General features: G+C 35.9%; 11 protein-coding genes and 1 pseudogene. 2 read left to right on the forward strand and 10 right to left on the reverse strand.

Annotation, left to right across the window (positions count from 1 at the left end; genetic code table 11):
- Positions 1-33: 33 nt before the first annotated feature.
- The 4 genes from Q4557_RS16890 to Q4557_RS16905 form a co-directional block, all read right to left on the reverse strand.
- Entirely contained in the window at positions 34-1,164 is a 1,131-nt protein-coding gene (locus tag Q4557_RS16890) for a DUF2855 family protein (protein ID WP_102439299.1), read from the reverse strand.
- A gap of 21 nt (positions 1,165-1,185) precedes the next feature.
- Positions 1,186-2,151, reverse strand: coding sequence for an alpha/beta fold hydrolase (locus tag Q4557_RS16895; protein ID WP_303414132.1), 966 nt, complete (start codon positions 2,149-2,151; stop codon positions 1,186-1,188).
- A 36-nt stretch (positions 2,152-2,187) separates the two neighbouring features.
- A complete protein-coding gene (locus Q4557_RS16900; RefSeq protein ID WP_102439297.1) occupies positions 2,188-2,850 on the reverse strand; it encodes a nitroreductase in 663 nt (220 codons plus the stop codon).
- A gap of 107 nt (positions 2,851-2,957) precedes the next feature.
- Positions 2,958-5,405, reverse strand: coding sequence for a TonB-dependent receptor (locus Q4557_RS16905; protein WP_303414133.1), 2,448 nt, complete (start codon positions 5,403-5,405; stop codon positions 2,958-2,960).
- A 531-nt stretch (positions 5,406-5,936) separates the two neighbouring features.
- Here Q4557_RS16905 and Q4557_RS16910 point away from each other — a divergent pair.
- Positions 5,937-7,733, forward strand: a complete 1,797-nt coding sequence (locus Q4557_RS16910; protein ID WP_303414135.1) for an acyl-CoA dehydrogenase C-terminal domain-containing protein — start codon at positions 5,937-5,939, stop codon at positions 7,731-7,733.
- A 62-nt stretch (positions 7,734-7,795) separates the two neighbouring features.
- On the opposite strand, the gene Q4557_RS16915 is transcribed toward Q4557_RS16910, so the two are convergent.
- Positions 7,796-8,698, reverse strand: coding sequence for a LysR family transcriptional regulator (locus Q4557_RS16915; protein ID WP_303414137.1), 903 nt, complete (start codon positions 8,696-8,698; stop codon positions 7,796-7,798).
- Between the two features lie 129 nt (positions 8,699-8,827).
- On the opposite strand from Q4557_RS16915, the gene Q4557_RS16920 reads away from it, so the two are divergent.
- On the forward strand, positions 8,828-9,280 hold the full coding sequence (locus Q4557_RS16920) for a PACE efflux transporter (RefSeq protein ID WP_303414139.1): 453 nt from the start codon (positions 8,828-8,830) through the stop codon (positions 9,278-9,280).
- Positions 9,281-9,402: 122 nt separating this feature from the next.
- Here the strand turns inward: Q4557_RS16920 and Q4557_RS19935 are convergent.
- The 5 genes and pseudogenes from Q4557_RS19935 to Q4557_RS16945 form a co-directional block, all read right to left on the reverse strand.
- Positions 9,403-9,687, reverse strand: a pseudogene (locus Q4557_RS19935) (NADH oxidase); the annotation flags it as partial.
- Between the two features lie 147 nt (positions 9,688-9,834).
- Positions 9,835-12,147 (reverse strand): response regulator, encoded by a 2,313-nt coding sequence (locus Q4557_RS16930; RefSeq protein ID WP_303414143.1) that lies wholly within the window; start codon positions 12,145-12,147, stop codon positions 9,835-9,837.
- Positions 12,137-13,153: a cytochrome-c peroxidase gene (locus Q4557_RS16935; protein ID WP_303414145.1), complete on the reverse strand. Its 1,017-nt coding sequence runs from the start codon at positions 13,151-13,153 to the stop codon at positions 12,137-12,139. Before Q4557_RS16935 ends, Q4557_RS16930 begins: the two co-directional genes overlap by 11 nt.
- A gap of 1,245 nt (positions 13,154-14,398) precedes the next feature.
- On the reverse strand, positions 14,399-16,048 hold the full coding sequence (locus Q4557_RS16940) for a hypothetical protein (RefSeq protein WP_303414147.1): 1,650 nt from the start codon (positions 16,046-16,048) through the stop codon (positions 14,399-14,401).
- A gap of 147 nt (positions 16,049-16,195) precedes the next feature.
- Positions 16,196-17,851: a hypothetical protein gene (locus Q4557_RS16945; protein ID WP_303414149.1), complete on the reverse strand. Its 1,656-nt coding sequence runs from the start codon at positions 17,849-17,851 to the stop codon at positions 16,196-16,198.
- Between the last annotated feature and the right edge of the window lie 188 nt (positions 17,852-18,039).

An 18,039-nucleotide genomic window follows, 5' to 3' on the forward strand; every position in this document is an offset into this window, starting at 1 on the left:
TGCTGGCCAATTTAAATGAATTGATATTATTAATTACCAAGAAACAATTTGGCCCACAGATGCATCGGCTTTACCTGCTAATACTTGTTGGTAAATGGCATCTAATTCAGTAACGTTATGAGTTGTGTTGATGGTTATGTTCACACGGCAAAACTCAATGTAACGCAGTAATGCTAAATTCATCTGGTTCATCATTTCGGTGGCACCATATTCTGCAGCACGTTTTTTAAGCTGGTTTGGTGCAAAAAAGAACTCTGGTTTTGCGCCCGGCAAGCTAGCAACGTTAAAACCATCCGAGATATCAATATCTTGGTGATGAGTTGCCCCTATTCGACACGAATAACGCAGTGAGTCTGCAAAGTGGTAATGTATTGCTGAAAGTGTTGATTGACCGCCAGCCATATCAACTAAAATTGATGTGACACCGCTGTCGAGTGACGCTATTTGTTGGTAGCTGACAACTTGATCATAACAAGCTAATGACTCAACAAATTTACGATTAGATTCAGAGGTGATACCAATAGCAGGGCGTTCGCCTCTGTCTTTAATTGAGAAGGCCAGGGCAATGCTGGTTTTACTTGATGCACTGGTGATGAGGTATTGAGCTGCGTCAAAGTAATTATTATCAAACATAAAGTCATCAACTAACCATGAAGTGGTAAATAAACCTCGAAGTAAAATATCAAATTCTTCGTTATTTATCTGATAATAAGGATTAGTATTAACCCGATCAAAGCGACTATAAACAGGTGAAAGACCTTCTCGGCATGGATTTATATCAGAAAATCCCGTTGTAGCGATATTGCCAGCAATAACGGTTAAATGAGTCGCCATTGGCATAAATCCCCAAAGCCTTTCTCCCACTTTAATATGTTGGCAATTTGAAGCAATAACATCTGCATAGCCCATTACTGGGAGTCGCCCCCATTGGGCTTGCTCAGTGCTATTTGCCGTTGGGAAAAATCGCCAATAACCTAAAGCATCTCCGGTGACGCCGTAGCTAATGTTGTTTGCTGTAAGAGCAAATTTATCTACTTTCAGCAGTAATTCATTTTCAGCTAAAGGCTGTTCAATATTAAGTGGTACTACTCGGGTTTGGATTAAATTTGATTTTGAAACTTCAAAAACAAATGCACTGTGGGTTAACGTTTGTGATTGGGTCATAACAAGCCTTTATTTTTGTGATTATGTATTAATAAAATGATTCATGACGTGGTTTATCTCTGCAGGTCTTTCGTGTTGTAACCAGTGACTGCAATTTTTGAAACGCACTATGGTGCAATCCGGAACGTATTGGTTAATATCGGTAAGATTCTCATTAACAAAGGCTTGGTCTCGTTCACCCCATAAAATAAGCGTTGGAAGGTTAATACGTATATTGGGTATTTTTATTGTCGCGATGTCTTTAATTGGACTCAATTGACCCGAGTCTTCACTTTTTGACGAGCAGTTATTTTGTTGTTTTAGCGCAGAATGATTAGTGTTTTCTTTTGCCGCTAATTGCGGCATTGCACGGTAATATTGCAGCATGCCATTAATGCCGCCTTGTTGACTCCAAACCTGACGGTACTCAGCTTTGGTTTTATTGCTAAATGTACTTTTATAAGCACTTACCATGATGTTCTCAGCTAGGTATTGATAGTTATTTTGCTGTAATAAATGCTCTGCATTTTGACTAATTAAGTCATGAATATAGGTACTCTTTTGGCGTTGTAGTGGGTTGTTAACCATTTCTCGGGTGAAGGTACTTGGATGCGCGGCATTCAAAATAATCAGTTTACATATTAGTTGTGGATGAAAGGCTGCAAGGGGCCAAGCGATGGCGCCGCCCCAATCATGGGCAACTAAAATCACTGCGCTATTTGGGCTAATGTGTTTAATAAACTTTGAAAAGAAAGCGATTAAATTGGGGACAGAGTAAAAATCAACTTCAGTAGGTTTATCACTTAAGTTGTACCCAGGTAAATCAGGCGCTATAACCCGATAATTTTCAGCGAAATAACTTAATTGCTTACGCCAAACGCCCCAATATTCAGGAAAACCATGAAGGAAAATGATCGTTGGCTTTGCTTCTGTGCCTGATACAATATTCGATTCAACATAGTGAATGTTGGTCTGATCTATTAACGCAAACTTATGCTCCAACTGCATGTTGATTCTCTTTTAATGTCATATATAAAAAGGCATTTATTCGAAAAAACTGACTGCATTATCGATTAACTCTCTGTCTGTTCTGGTTTTATTTACAGGATTAGTGTCATCAGCAAAGCCAAAAGACATGCCAAATAAGATGCCGCGTTCCTCAGGTAGGTTTAATGCTTCTCGCACAGGATCAGGAAATTGACCTAAGGCACCTTGCATACAATTTGATATGCCATGCTGAGCAAGAACTAATGAAAGTGTTTGCGCGTAAATACCTAAATCTACTGCACCCATAATGTCTAAATATTTATCCATGGTAAAAAATACCGCATGGGGAGCATCAAAGAATTGCCAGTTACGCAGCATTGCCATTTGACGCGCTTTCTTATCTTCTCTGGCTATGCCTAATTCGGTGTAAAGCGCATTTGCTGATCCAAACTGACGCTCGCGGTGTACGCCACTGTATTGTGCCGTCCAGTTAAAGTCTGGGTTTGGCTTGGCGCCGCTCATTAATAATTCCATGAATTGATGTTGTAATTTGTGTTTTGTTTTTCCCGACACCACACAGGCTTGCCAAGGTTGAACATTACAATTGGAAGGGGATAATTGCACCGTTTCAAAAATGTGTTTTAAGGTTTCTTGTGGTACAGGCTTATTCAAAAACGCACGTGCTGAATAGCGTTGTTTTAAAATCGTTTCAATAGGCATTTGCTTACTCTTTACTTAGTATAAAAATGTAGAGTGTTATTAATTGCGTTAAAGGTTAAAGCCAACAGCGACAATGTAAGTCATTGTCACTATTGGCTTTCTCTTAACTAAAACTCATAGGAAATGTTAGCACCGAAAGTACGAGGTTGATTTGGGTAGCCATTAAAACTACCTGCTTGAATCGGAGGCGGGAATGCTGACAATAAGTATTCGTCGTTGGTTAAATTACGTACCCAAAGCTGTAGATTGATACCATTGCCAAAGGCTAATCCGGTGCTGGCATTAACGGTATTAACTTCGCGAGTTAATGAATCAGGCACGTTTTCAGCTAATTTAGTGTCACTTTCATATAAGTAATCAACTCTAGCGTAGCCATATATGTCCTCACCGATTTCATAATTATAAGCAAGTCCTGCTGTCAGGCTTAAATCAGAGATACCAGCTGGTTTTTCACCGGATAAATCCACAGGCCCGTCTAGACCTGATGCGCCAACAAAGGAATCATAAACAGGGTCAAGGTAAGTCCCAGCAAAGGTGATTGACCAATCACTGTTTAAATTATATTTGGAGTCAAATTCAATCCCTTGAGTACTTTGCTTACCTGCATTAGCTAGCACAAATCCAGTACCGATAAAGATAGATGATTGAAATCCTTCAATAGTTTGATCAAAAAATGTGGCATTAAAAGCGCCATTTTCAAAACGTGTTTTAATACCAAGCTCGTAAACGGTAGCTTCTTCAGGAGAGGCATAACGTCCGCCATAAGCTTGGTTAGGTTGTGAAATACCGGCAGTTTCTAATGCCTCTTGATCTGATGCAAAAGGGCTACTATAACGGGACAAATTCCATGACGTTGCTTTAAAGCCTGTTGCAGCTGTGGCAAATATATTGACGTTATTGTTGATTTCGTAGGCTAGGCGAAATGACCAGGTGGTTTTGCTGTCATCTGTTTTATGGTTTTCTACCACGTTAGGTAATTCCATCATTGGCGGTAAAAATTGTAAGCCTTTCAATACTGGAACTGCAGGAGCTAGTTGGGGGATCGAACCAATGGGCACACCAAACAAGGTAAGATCATTATCTAAATCAATTGCAGAAAATACATCAGTATTAGTTTGTTCTATGGTGATGTCTTTTTGGTCATTAATATAACTGACACCAAAAATAGCCGTTAGCTGTTCAGTGATATGGTAATCAAAGCTTGCGAACAGAGAATAGGAATCATTTTTTTGTTCAAACTCTGAGTTAACGGCTGAGGTGTTTGAAAAAAATGTTCCTGGTTCAAGACCATATACTCCTTCAACACCTGCTAATAACCCTGGGGCACCGCCTGCAGCGGTTAATACATCAAAGTAGTTTCGAATATCATTACCGTAATATAAAGTATCGCCAGTAATCACTTCTTCATGGAACAGATAGGCACCGACCATCCATTCAAAGTCTCGCTCGCCTGTTGAAGTTAAGCGCAACTCTTGAGTGACGGTTTCTATTTCTGTGTGACCACCTTCAGTGAGAATATCTAAAGACGTGTAATCAACATCATTCTTAAATCCTGAATCATTACTGCGATAAGCACTGATTGACGTTAATGCAAAACCATCAAAATCAACGTCAATTTGTAGTGAGGCACCGCCATCTTCGACATTATTGTCAGGATTTGAATTAAGTGCAGATTGATAAGAAAATGAATCATTTTCGTCGATAACAATGCCACCTAATGCGCGAACGGCAGCAGTAGTAGGTCCATTAATTGAATCTTCAACAGCGCAGCAGGCCTCTTGAATTTCGCTATAGTCGGCTATTAAGCGAAATTTAACATCTTCAGTGGGTTCATATAAAGCTTGCCCTCGAATGTTCCAACGGTCGCGGTCATTAACATCTGACAGACCAACAATACTTTCAGCATAACCATCGCGAGCGTTATAACCGCCCGATAAACTCACGGCAAACGTATCAGAGAGCCCATTAGTTATATAGCCTTTAACTATTTGTTGATTGTAATTGCCATAGCCTAATTCAACCATGCCTTCTAAATCATATGAAGGTTCCATGGTAGTTACGCTGATCACACCAGCAGATGCATTTTTACCAAATAAGGTACTTTGGGGGCCACTGAGCACTTCTATTTGTTGAACTCGCGGTAAGTCACCTATTTGCGCCGCTGCGCGGGAGCGGTAGACACCATCAATGAACACACCAACCGATGGCTCAATCCCGGTATTATTGGTGCCATTACCAAATCCACGAATTGAGAAGTTAGTATTGGTAGAGCGCTGTAATGGCGTAACCCGTAAAGTGGGCACCAATGTTTGTAGATCGTTAATATCAAGCGTATTTGACTGTTTAATTGCAGCGCCGTCGACTACGGTTACCGCCACTGGTGACTCTTGCAGGCTTTTTAGGCGTTTAGAGGCTGTGACATAGATGACTTCGATATCATCTTTTTCTTCTGAGTTGGTGTTTACTTCTTCAGCAATAGCCGATGAATTAAGTACCCCACAAACGGCTAACGCGGTTAAAGAGTGCTTAAAGATTTGTACTGTTTTTACATTCATATTTATCCCCAAGAATGACCAATAGTTATTAAGTAACCTTGTCAACAAACTGATTTACTTAAGTTATTTGTGACACTTGAGTGCTTTATTAATAACCAGTAAACATCTAGTTTTTATTTGCGTTATTCAATAACTGCAAGGGAATAAATTAGAAGCTAACCTAAGCTTCTGAATATAACTAACTACCACTTTTATGAACGTTTAAACGCCAAATCATGCTATGTGGAGTTTCTGTATTTATCCAATCAATTGTTTTAATAGATAACTATTCATGTAAGGAATACAGGCAGGGCTCAGTCTATGTATATGGTATGGAAATTACATCGAGGAACAAATACCCACTGACCCGATTAACTAAATAGCTTAAATCAATACCATATTATTTTTACTAATAGATCGTCATAAGTATTATGCATTTGGATAATAGCTTTAGTTAACTTAGCATCGAATATTCGGAAATGTTATTTGTGTGAATTATCATCCAAATAGTCAGTTACCACCTTAAATAAAATAATTATTTGGAGAATGACAATGCCTGACTACAAAGCGCCCATACGCGATTTTAAATTTGTGATGCAAGAGTTACTTGGCTGTGAAAGCCATTACCAAGGTCTTGGTTATGAAGATGCAAGTATAGATATGATTGATGCCATCATTGCTGAGGCGGCTAAATTAACTGAACAAGTCGTGGCACCATTAAACCAAATTGGCGACCAACAAGGTTGTACTTGGACTGACGGAAACGTCACAACTCCTGATGGCTTTAAAGATGCCTATAAACAGTATGTAGAAGGTGGATGGCCAACGTTATCGCAATCACCTGAATTTGGTGGGCAAGGCTTACCGCACTCATTAAATATGAACATTGCCGAGATGTTTTCTAGTGCGAATCATAGTTTTGCCATGTATCCAGGCTTAAGTCATGGCGCTTTGGCGACGATTGAAGCCCACGGCAGTGAAACCCAAAAGCAGCAGTTTATGCCAAAACTTGTTGAAGGAACATGGACTGGCACCATGTGCTTAACTGAACCACATTGTGGCACTGATTTAGGCATGTTGCGCACCAAAGCTGAGCTTAACGAAGATGGAACCTATTCGTTGTCAGGGACAAAAATCTTTATCTCTGCAGGTGAACATGATTTATCAGATAATATTGTTCATATTGTTATTGCGCGTATACCTGGCGCACCAGAAGGTAATAAGGGCATTTCGTTATTTATCGTACCTAAGTTTAATGTAAACGAAGATGGCAGTATTTCAGATCGTAATGGCGTGAGCTGCGGTTCTATCGAACATAAAATGGGTATCAATGGTAATGCCACCTGCGTGATTAATTTCGATGCTGCTACTGGCCACTTAATTGGCGAACCAAACCGTGGCCTTAAGTGCATGTTTACCTTTATGAATGCAGCCAGAATAGGTGTTGCAAGCGAAGGGGTTGCTGCTGCAGAAGCTTCATTTCAAGGTGCTTTAGCCTATGCCAAAGACCGTCTACAAATGCGATCAATTAGCGGAGTGAAAAATCCACAAGGACCAGCTGATCCTATTATTGTGCATCCAGATGTACGAAGAATGCTATTAACTCAAAAATCAATTGCTGAAGGTGGTCGCGCTTTATTATCTTATTTAGCCCAACTAGTTGATATTGTCCATGCAGAAAAAAATGAAGCAGTAAAAGCTGAAACTGAAACTAAATTGGCTTTTTTAACCCCAATTGCAAAAGCATTTTTGTCTGAACTTGGTTTTGAAGCGACCAGTCATGGAGTACAAATATTTGGTGGTCATGGATTTATAAAAGAGTGGGGCATGGAGCAACTCATGCGAGACACTAAAATTAGCTGTTTATATGAAGGTACAACCGGTATTCAAGCACTGGATTTATTAGCGCGAAAAATAATAGGTACCCAAGGTGAAATATTAAAACCATTTTCAAAAGATGTGACGCTATTTTGCCAACAAAATATGGACGATCAAGCTATGGCTGAGTTTATCCAACCCATCATGGCATACGCTAAAGAGTGGCATGAACTTACTGTTACTATTGGTGCTAAAGCAACAAAGAACCCTGATGAAATAGGCGGGGCTTCAGTAGATTACTTGATGTTTGCTGGCTACGTTACATTAGCCTTTTTCTGGGCAAGAATGGCAAAAGTGGCTCAAGAAAAGTTAAAGACTGATACATCTGAAAAAGCATTTTACCAAGCGAAAATAAAAACCGCACAGTTCTTTATCCAACGTATGTTGCCAAGAGCTAAAGGTCATGCCGCCTGTATTCAGAACGGTGTAGATTCGATGATGGCATTAGATAGCAAAGATTTTGTTTTCTAAACTTTGAGACCTTATTCATATAACCCGCAAAGTAGGTTTTGCGGGTTATGTGTTTTACAAGGCTAATCAGCCATTTCCCAATGAGCATCCTCAAAACTAAGTTGCTGCAATAAAGCAATTAAACTGCTTAGTACTGGCCCTGATTGATGTTGCCGAGAAACTAAGCAACCAACAGGCGTTATCCAGCCTTTGTGTTCATGTGCTACTGGTAAACAAACAATATCATCTGATTGAATTTGTTTAACTAATAATGCTGGCACATTTGCCCAACCAACGCCTTGCTGCACTAGTTCAATTAATGTTTGGTGTGTATTGGCATACCAAAGCATTGAGCTAATACCATAACTAAACCACAGTTCATTTTGTTTAAAACTACGATGCACACATTGACGATAGCGCTTTAAATCGGCTCCTTGAACAATATCAAGATTAGCCAAGTGGTGATCTTTTGATGAAATGGTAAAAAACCTCGCTTGACCCAACAGGAAAAAATCCATATCAACTTTTAGTTCACCATCAGCATATATGATACCTACTTGCACTTTCCCTATTCGAATCCATTCTTCTATATCAAATGAAGAGGCAGTGATAATTTCGACATTTGTAATAGGGAATTTGTCGGCCAATGAGGCTAAAACCGATAACAGTTTACTGTCAACAAGACTTTCATCTATCGCTATCACTAACTCGTGTTCATCCTTGTTCGTCAAGGACTCCACTTTTTGATCAAAATACTGCTGTTGATGCAATATTGATTGGGCTACAGGTAGTAAAGCTGCACCGTTTGCCGTTAATACAGGGATGTTTTTTTCACGGTTAAACAACTCTTGGTTAACCGATATTTCCAGGTTAGCAATAGCCTGACTTACGCCAGATTGTGCTCTTTTTAATTTTCGCGCGGCCGCGGAAAAGGAACCCGTTTCACACACAGTTACAAAGACTTTTAATTGCTCAAAACTATACATAATCTGACCACGAATAAATTAATTACCACAAGGTATCACGAAAGATGATGGCTGTTAACTTTGTTTAGCGGTTTTAAAAGTCATAATAGCGACTTGTTTTATTCAGTAATGCTTGTTGGAGCGATAGTTATGGGTACCTTAGAAAGGGTTTTTCACTCGGTTTTGTTTGAAGTTTTAGCAGTATCAATGTCAATTGCAGGATTGGCTTTATTTACAGATCATGAGGTTAGTTCATTATCAGGAACTATGATAACAATCGCTTCAATTGCCATGGTTTGGAACTATATTTTTAATATGGCATTTGACCGAATAGTTAAGGGTGAAAAAGAAAAAAGAACCTTTTCAACACGTATTATTCATGTTGGTTTGTTTGAAGCTGGGTTATTATTCTTCACGATTCCAGTGATGACTTATATCCTCAAGATCAGCTTATGGGATGCTTTTATTCTTGATTTAGGGGTTACCATTTTTATTACCATTTATGCATTTGTTTTCAACTTAAGTTACGATCATTTGAGAGCATTTTACTTAAAAAATAAAGCAGCTAAAAAGGCATCGTTAGCTCATTCTATATCTTCATAAAGTATGAAATTTAGTTAAATAATTATGCTTAAGTTACTGTTTAACTGCCATAAGACGGTAAAAAAGCAGATACCCTAATCAGTATCTGCTTTTACTTATCTACAAAATAATCTACTTAAATATTACTGTCTTTGAGGTGTAATTAAGTACTTTTCACCAGTCGCTTGCTTAGCATAAGCAGCTATCGATTTTAAATTCAAAACCTCAGCTAATGTCACTTCATGTGTGTAGTGACTTGCAAATGTTGTAGTAATTTCATCAGCTACACGTTTACGCATAGCGACGACAGTTTCTGTGCCGAGTTTACCCAGTGCATTAAATAATAAAAATCCATTAACACCCCAAGCAAAACCGAAGTTACGGTTAAGCGTAATAGGTCCACGGTTTAATGCGCCGTAAATGTAAATATTTTTTAAGTTTATTGAAATTTATAGCTGTTTCAGCAAACGTTCCAATTGAATCTGTATAGTGGTTAAGAATCTCAAATGAAGTTACATAGGACGAATACTTAATGATAAAATCTGCCTAAGCATGTAACCAATATCAGTCGTTCATTACATCAAACAATAAAAATCGGATAATACCTCTCGTATTTTTTCAATTTCATAAGGTTTCCCTAAATGACCATTCATGCCTATTTTCTTATAATATTCAATGTCACCTTCTGTGATATTTGCTGTTAAGGCAATAATATTTAAATCATCTGCACTATAGCTTTTACGTAGTTCTATAGTAGCTTCTTTACCATCCATTATTGGCATTTGAATGTCCATTAATACAACACGATAATTTTTCTTCATTATCAATTCGATTGCCGAGCGACCGTTTTCTGCTAAATCAACATGAAAGCCCAATTTTGTTAATAGTTTTTTGGCTATCAACTGATTTATTTTATTATCTTCAACTAGTAAAATACTATTTTTTCCTTTAACAAGCTGATTACTTTCACTTTTGTAAGCTTCTGAATTTTCCTTTAAAAACAATAGAGGGGTATCAATGTTACTATTAAGATTAATTGTTTTACTTAATGACAAAAAGGTTAACGGTTTAGCTAAATATAAAATTGTGCTCTCTACTGGTGCATGTTTTTCGATGTATGCTTGACTATAGGCACTGCATATAACTAATGTTTCCGGACAACAATTTTTAGTCTTTATTTCATTAATAAAATCTAATCCAGTTTCGCCATCTAAACTCCAATCAACCAAAGCTATATCGAATCTATTTTGCTGGCAAAGATTAATTGCTTCTTTTACGCTACTTGAAACTTTAACAGTTGAGCCAATAGCTTCTGCCATTTTTTGTATCACATTTTGTGTAACTTTATTATTTTCAAGCAATAATAAATGTTTACTATTCCGCTGTATTAGGTTTAAATTTCCTTTATTTTCATCGACTAATCCTAAAGGTAAGGTTACGCGAAATGTTGAGCCATGTGCTAGTTTACTCAAGACATTTATTTCACCATCCATTAAATCGACAAGTAATTTACTAATTGCAAGACCTAATCCTGAACCGCCATATTTTCTCGTAGTCGATTGATCTGCTTGTGAGAATCGTTCGAATAGTTTTGACTGTTGTTCATCTGATAAACCTATTCCAGTATCTTTTATTTCATAAATAATTGTTTGTGACTGCTCATTATCATTCCCCAATGAAGCCTTGAAAATAACATGACCTTCCTCAGTAAATTTTATTGCATTTGATAGCAAGTTTAATAAAATCTGATTCACTCTGACTGGGTCACCCATTATTTCTAATGGTATATCCGGCGATATATCAAAAATCAACTCGATACCTTTGTCTTCCGCTACCATGCCAAGCATCATGATAAGATTATCGATTAATTTATTATGCTCCCAAGGTATATTTTCAATTGTTAACTTACCAGATTCAATTTTAGAAAAGTCTAAAATGTCATTAATTATTACTAACAATGAATCTGCTGAGAACTTAACTTTCTCAAGGTAATTACGTTGTTCTTGATCTAACTCAGTTTGTAATGTCAATTCAACTAAACCGATAACGCCAGTCATTGGCGTTCTAATTTCATGTGACATATTAGCTAAAAATTGTGTTTTGACTTCTACAGCTTTGCGATGTAATTCAGATGTTTCTTCTAAAGCGTATTGATGACGTTTAATAATTATTATAAAGAGGAACAGTAAAGGAAATAAAGAACAAAAAAAGGTAACAATCTGATTGAATTGTATGTTTTCAATATCTTTATTTAGTAGGTCTAACTCTTCTATAATCGAGTCAACTACCCTCATATCAATAAGCCTTTGCCGATAATGAGCGGTTAATTCGTAGTTTTCTAATATGAATACACTGTGCAACTTAACTAACTTTAAATATTGATAATTTTCAACTTGGCCATCCTCTGTAATATCTAATAATTTTCTAAGTGAGGATTCATTTTTTTTATTTGGTAAAGTCAATAACGAAAATATTTGTAAACGTATAGCATTTATAATTTGTATAATATTTTTATCATCTACGTTAGGTTTTTGAGCTATTAATCTTAGAGAAGTCTTCATCGTACTGGCTAACTGTATGTAATGTAATGAGTTTTCTTTATACTCGTTTAGTAAGCCATCAAATTTATTATTAAGCCTCACCTTTAATAGTATAGATTCAATTTCAAATTGTATTTGAGCTAGTTTATCATAGTGCTGCTGGTCACTAAAATTTGCATTTAGTAGCTGTACTTTATGCTGAGGTATTAACAGTTCAAGTTGTTGTAAAGGTTTTACTTTTATTTCTTTTTCTTTGTTTTCTTGAATAGAAATAACCCATAAAGTAGAAAACATTGTAAATAAAAACAAGCATGTAAACTCAGGAATATATTTTAAATTAATCATCATAATTTACCTCTATTACTTGAGAGGTAAATGCATGTAATAGTGCCACTATATCGTCAAGCTCTGAATCAGTTAACTGCCTGCCCAACTGAGAGCTAGCCATAATACGAACTGCTTCTGTTAAGCTTTCAACTGCACCATTATGAAAGTATGGCCCAGTTTCAGTAATATTCCGGAGGCTAGGTACTTTAAAGACATACTTATCTTTATCAAGACCCGTGACTTCAAATTTACCTAAATCTAATGTTAATTTTTTGGGTATTGTATTTATTCTTCCTAATTTCTGAAAAATATTACCGCCTATATTTCTTCCTTGATGGCAAGTACTACAGCCATAATTGATAAAGTAATTTAAACCTCTCTTTTGTTGATCTGTTAAGGCAGTTTTATCCCCTAATAAATACCTATCAATTGGTGCATTCGGTGTAATTAAAGATTCTTCAAAAGTAGTAATTGCTTTGATAATATTTTCAGATGTTATGCCCTCATAGCTTAAGTCTTGAAATGTTTCGCTAAAATAACTATCTTGTTTAAGCTTTTTAATTATCTCAGGCCAAGTAGAACCCATTTCAACCGGGTTATGAATTGGACCTTCGATTTGCTCTCTAAGTGAGGCGGCTCTACCATCCCAAAATTGTCTAAAATTAAATACGGAATTAAGTACGGTGGGGGAGTTACGTACACCTTGCCCATTATTTACTCCAATTGATACAGGAAAACTGTCGTCACCTCCAAAGTCCAATAAGTGGCATGATGAGCAAGAGATTGTATTATTTTTAGATAACAAAGGACTATGAAATAGCGCTTTACCGAGGATTAACCACTGTTTATCAATTTCTAGTCTGCGTGGAATTGGCTGAATAGGGCTATCAACTTTCTCAAAATAGTAGTGAGTTTTTGTATGTGACTTTTCTGCTTTTTTTTCTATCGTTGCCATGTACACAGTTGCAGGAACTACTGAGCAAATCAGAATGCCAGAAATTATCAATATATAATATTTTTTGTACATAACGAGTGTCTTAATCCCTTAAGTATTTAGCTAGAACAAAAAGCTATCACTAACGTTATTATATAATAGTTCAATATTTGAAATATTGTTTGTATACATATCAAAAAAGGTAAATTAATTACTCCAATTCTCATAAATTGTATTACCTATGAGTCCGAAGTGGCACTATACATTTAGCCATAGATATGAGGTTATCAGCCTTTATCTTTTGCTTTTTTTAGTTAAGTCGCTCACTCTATTTTGTACAAAAGGGGTTAGGGGACTTAACAGTTATTGTTTGATTCATTCCACGAAAAACTAGCTTCTAATATTGTCAATTTCAGTTTGCTTTGACCCAACTGTACGATTGTTTATCTAAATAATAAAAAACCTATAACAAATAGAAATAAAACCAATTAATTACTTTGTACAATATATGATTAGAGGTGAGCTTTGATACTGTTATTTAAGGTAATCAAAATCCCAATATAATTACAGATGGTTAAACGAATGCTGTAATAACTTTAAAAATAAACTAACGAGTATCTTTGTCGCGCTATATAATTTTTATGTACCAGGGAAATGACTCCTGAGAGTCTGTGAGGCTATGTGTTTTAGCAATTTATGCACCTCTGTTTAAATTATACAGGCCAAGTCCTTAGTAAAAGTCGCAGATTTCACGTAGCGACGCCTAATTATTAAGCATTTTCTTATTCGAGTTAGCTTGTTTAATAATTGTCTTTTTATCTAAATACTAAACTGTTATTTATTATCTATAAATTTCATACACTTAATGTTAACTAGTATTAATAGGTAATGATATTCAGTTTATAAAGAACACCAGAAAACATACTTCATTAACTTTAGTGTCAGTTTTTGTGTAGTAAATCAATACATGTATGCGGAGTTAACAGCTTACTATATGTTTTCAGTTCGTCTGTAGTTATCTTGCTGAGGGCATAGTTATTGGTACAAGGGCAAATAAAAATCTCATTGCGCCGTAAAATCTCGATCTAAGTGGCAGGGCTGTTAATCCAAGTTAAGAAGTAGATCTTGTGCTATTTAATTTCAAGAACTTACGAGGATTTTGCAAAGATCTTTTTCTACTATTTCTAAGCTAACAGATAGATCTTCATAGCGTTTGCAAGTTAACGACTAGATCTTCAATATCATTCAACGAAATCCATGCATAGCAAGGGCTGCGAGAATTCTCAGGTATATAAATACAATATATACAAATGCTAATAATGTCTATTAATACCTACTCTAAAATAAGCTATAACTTAATGCTTCCTCACGGCTAGCAACAGCCATTATTTTATACATCTCTTTTGCGAATTCAGGGTTTTTCATATTGTTATTGATTTGCTCTATATATGAATTTAATAATACCGTTTGTTCACCCCAACTTTTGCTTTTCAAACATTCATAATCTGGCTTAGGGCTATTATATGTTTCATTAGGTTTATGGTTCATTAAAGCCTTAGCTGTATTTAAGTGTCTGCATAGCTCATAAAATTCACCAAACCATGGTTTGGAATAACTTGTATAGTTAATATTTTTATAATCAAAGTCTAAATCTAACAAGTTTTCGTCCAAATGTTGTGTATGCCTAGAGGTAATTTTTTTAAACTCGTGGCTAAAATAAAACTTGTGAGACTCCATTGGCCAGTCAGTAGTAGAACCAATATTAACCTCTTTACCTGTTGGATATATTCGATCATTTATTGGGTAGTGCGTATGAGCAGAAATGTAAGTCCATTTATTATTTGAGGTTACTGATGATTCAAACAACTCTATTAGCTTCTTACGTTCGCTGGTATCTAGTTCGTCTAATGTTCCATGACCCGCAAAAATAAAGTCTTTACCACTAAATTTGGAGTTTTGAATAATTTCTTTAATATCATTTAATTGATCATCGCCAATACAAGCATGGGTTCCTGCATTTTCGGAGTAAAAATATTTTCCTGCTCTTGCGTTTACACATACTGATGAGTCAAGCAGAACTGTAATGGTATTATTGTCTAATGAATAAGCTTGTACTAAATAAGAACCATAAGGTTTTAATAAGAAGCTTTCAGAAGGAAGCCTTACTTTTCCGTCTTCTTTTATAAATGTTGGCTCGAACCACTTCCCAATTAATATAAAAGGACGTTCTGCAATCGAGGAGTTGGGCTTACTCTTTATAATATATTCATTAAATTGACTATCTTTTGATAGTAGTTCGCTATCGATATCTACATTATAATTATTTAAATGGCTAATATATTTAGCCATCCACCTAATCTTATTCATAGGAGTACTGCTAGAGCCTTGCAAGCACGCATCTCGCCAATTCATTTTGCCGGTTGGCTTTTCTGATAAATTCCACCAACTTGTATCTGAAGGCAATCCATTGGCAATTACTTTTGGAGGCCAAACACTATTAGGTAAAGTGCTAGCAACTTTATCGTGAAGTGTATAACCATTAGTAGTCCCCATTAAGTAACTATCATGATTTCCATGTGCCTTTAGCCAAACAGTATTAGGTGTAGCCTTTGTGATTGTTTTGTAAAAAGTTTCATACTCACCACTACAACCAATATTGGTAGCATCTCCGAGGACAAGAGTTACATTAGCTTCATTTCCGACTTTTAAGCTATTTTCTATAAGTCTTTGAAATGAATATCTGGCTAATATGTTTAATTCTGGAGGGCGAACTGCTACTTTTGAAGCTATATCAGATACACCAAACATTTGTTTCAAGCTGCTACCGTAGATGTTATGAATCTGAGGATCTGCTACAACTACAAAGCTAGATAACTTTTCATCTGCTTCATTATTTTCATTAAGACGAGTTATATTTGTAGCTTCTTCCTTCACTGTTGCACAAGAACATAAAATTATAGTTAATATTGGAAGGTATAAATTTTTCATTATTAAATCCTTTTTAATTCAGCTACGTTTATTAACAGAATTCATTTATCAATCTCATTCTACAATAATTAAAATTAGTCTAATTGACGAACTCTTTATTAATTTATGAAAACAGGCATATCGTTTAAACATTGAGGATTTAAATGTCTAAATGTTTAACATCAAGAATTTATTAGCATTGTCATAAATCATTGCTTTATATTGAGTTTTGTTAATTATTCCTTCAGCTACTGCACGTCTGAAGTTACTAACGGAATTACAAAGATATGCATTTGCCCCTATGTCCTTTGATATCATGTACCAATCTGAACCATAGGTTATTTTGTTAAATAACTCTTTTCCGTAAGCTTGAAATGTCACTAAATCAGACTTCAATGTTTGATAATCTGTATATTCGTGATAACCAAAGTCAGCATAAACATTCTCATAATTCAACATTAAGTCTAAAAAGCCTTCCCGCCAATGTGATCCAATATTCCCACCGGTGTCGCCCATATGTCCAAAATTTACTCGCATATCTTTACGTTGTTTTAAAATCTCTTTCCAATATGTCGATGATGCAAGCTTCTCTGAACCTGGTTGTCCACCCTTAGAATGGGTAGTATGAGATGTAACATAGCCTTTATGTTTTTCAACGATATCGAATATTTTATTTATTCCAGATGAAATAATATCTTTAGTTATTCCTTTACCGCCACATTGATAATTCTCAACACCACTTCTAAAATCTCCAGTTATGGAGTAACCAATTGATGGGTAAAGCTTTACCCCTTTATATATACCACCGTCGAAGGCATCTTCAATTAGGTCGCAATAATTATTATCATGTGCAGCTTTCCAAGGGTTTACTCCAAGTACAGGAATAGCATATCCATTAGTATGCTCGTATAATTTCTTATTAACTCTAATTTGGTCTTTAACTGAAGAACTTGGTGTTCTGCAATTAGTACCTAAGAAAAAGTCAAAATCACAACCTATATTCATGACGTGTCTAACACCAGTACCTGCGTAAAGTGGACTTTTAGTATATCTATCATAATATGCTTGGATATTTGTGCTTCGGCGGACTAATACACGTCCAACAAAGGAAAAAATTCTAGTAAAAAAGCCTGGATCGATAGGGCAAGAAGCAAAAGTACGAAATCCTTTAGTTATTCCTGTTTTTTGCTCATATACACTATTTGAATTTACTGCGTTCAGTACAGTATTTGCATTGAATTCAATTCTAGCGTTAGATTTATATTTTTGCTTCTCATGTGATTGAAAACCACCAGATAATTCATTTGCTGAAGCATTAAGAAGGTCTTCAAAACTCATTGAGGGTTGAGTTTTATTAAATGAGAGCGATTTATTACGGTTTTCTTGTTGCACCACATCAAAAAATTCAGCTGAAACCTCACGATATTCAATATCAGGTGCACACGCATTATTAGAAGACAGCCATTTCAACTCAGCACCGGCATTGATAAATTTTCGTTTACTTTCTAGTACACCAAAAATACCGTTTGCGACACGTGTTAATAGTACTCTTGTAAATTTAAATTTACTTCCTAAAAAGTCATTAAGAACAGGGCCCATAATATACTCAACAGCAAGGAGATCTGTTGCATTAAAAAAATGAGCGTGCATATCTATAACAGGCGTTAGTTTTAAAATATCTTGATCGGGTTTACTCAAATGATCAAACTTATAGTTGTCACAATGTGAGTTTCTACCAGTAAAAATAGAGCATGAGGGTAATAAAGATGATCCTAGTACTACAGTTAGAGCCTGAAGCATCCTACGGCGGTTAAAGTCATCCATGATGTCGACCAATTTTGTTGAATTATAATTGTATAGAATTTAACCATAACTCATATTTGGTCGTTGTCAATTTAAACTAGATATTTTAATTAATCGTGAGGGGGATTAAATAAAATAACAAGGCCACCCATTCTAGTTGGCTAAATGTTAAACACTCTACTAGGCTTTAGTTATTACTTAATTTTCGG

It is taken from the genome of Shewanella sp. 5_MG-2023 (genome assembly GCF_030547465.1).
Taxonomy (GTDB): domain Bacteria; phylum Pseudomonadota; class Gammaproteobacteria; order Enterobacterales; family Shewanellaceae; genus Shewanella.

Coding starts and splice junctions, on each gene's coding strand:
- Q4557_RS16890 (WP_102439299.1), bottom strand. CDS start 1,164: ATGACCCAATCACAAACGTTAACCCACAGTGCATTTGTTTTTGAAGTT.
- Q4557_RS16895 (WP_303414132.1), bottom strand. CDS start 2,151: ATGCAGTTGGAGCATAAGTTTGCGTTAATAGATCAGACCAACATTCAC.
- Q4557_RS16900 (WP_102439297.1), bottom strand. CDS start 2,850: ATGCCTATTGAAACGATTTTAAAACAACGCTATTCAGCACGTGCGTTT.
- Q4557_RS16905 (WP_303414133.1), bottom strand. CDS start 5,405: ATGAATGTAAAAACAGTACAAATCTTTAAGCACTCTTTAACCGCGTTA.
- Q4557_RS16910 (WP_303414135.1), top strand. CDS start 5,937: ATGCCTGACTACAAAGCGCCCATACGCGATTTTAAATTTGTGATGCAA.
- Q4557_RS16915 (WP_303414137.1), bottom strand. CDS start 8,698: ATGTATAGTTTTGAGCAATTAAAAGTCTTTGTAACTGTGTGTGAAACG.
- Q4557_RS16920 (WP_303414139.1), top strand. CDS start 8,828: ATGGGTACCTTAGAAAGGGTTTTTCACTCGGTTTTGTTTGAAGTTTTA.
- Q4557_RS16930 (WP_303414143.1), bottom strand. CDS start 12,147: ATGATGATTAATTTAAAATATATTCCTGAGTTTACATGCTTGTTTTTA.
- Q4557_RS16935 (WP_303414145.1), bottom strand. CDS start 13,153: ATGTACAAAAAATATTATATATTGATAATTTCTGGCATTCTGATTTGC.
- Q4557_RS16940 (WP_303414147.1), bottom strand. CDS start 16,048: ATGAAAAATTTATACCTTCCAATATTAACTATAATTTTATGTTCTTGT.
- Q4557_RS16945 (WP_303414149.1), bottom strand. CDS start 17,851: ATGGATGACTTTAACCGCCGTAGGATGCTTCAGGCTCTAACTGTAGTA.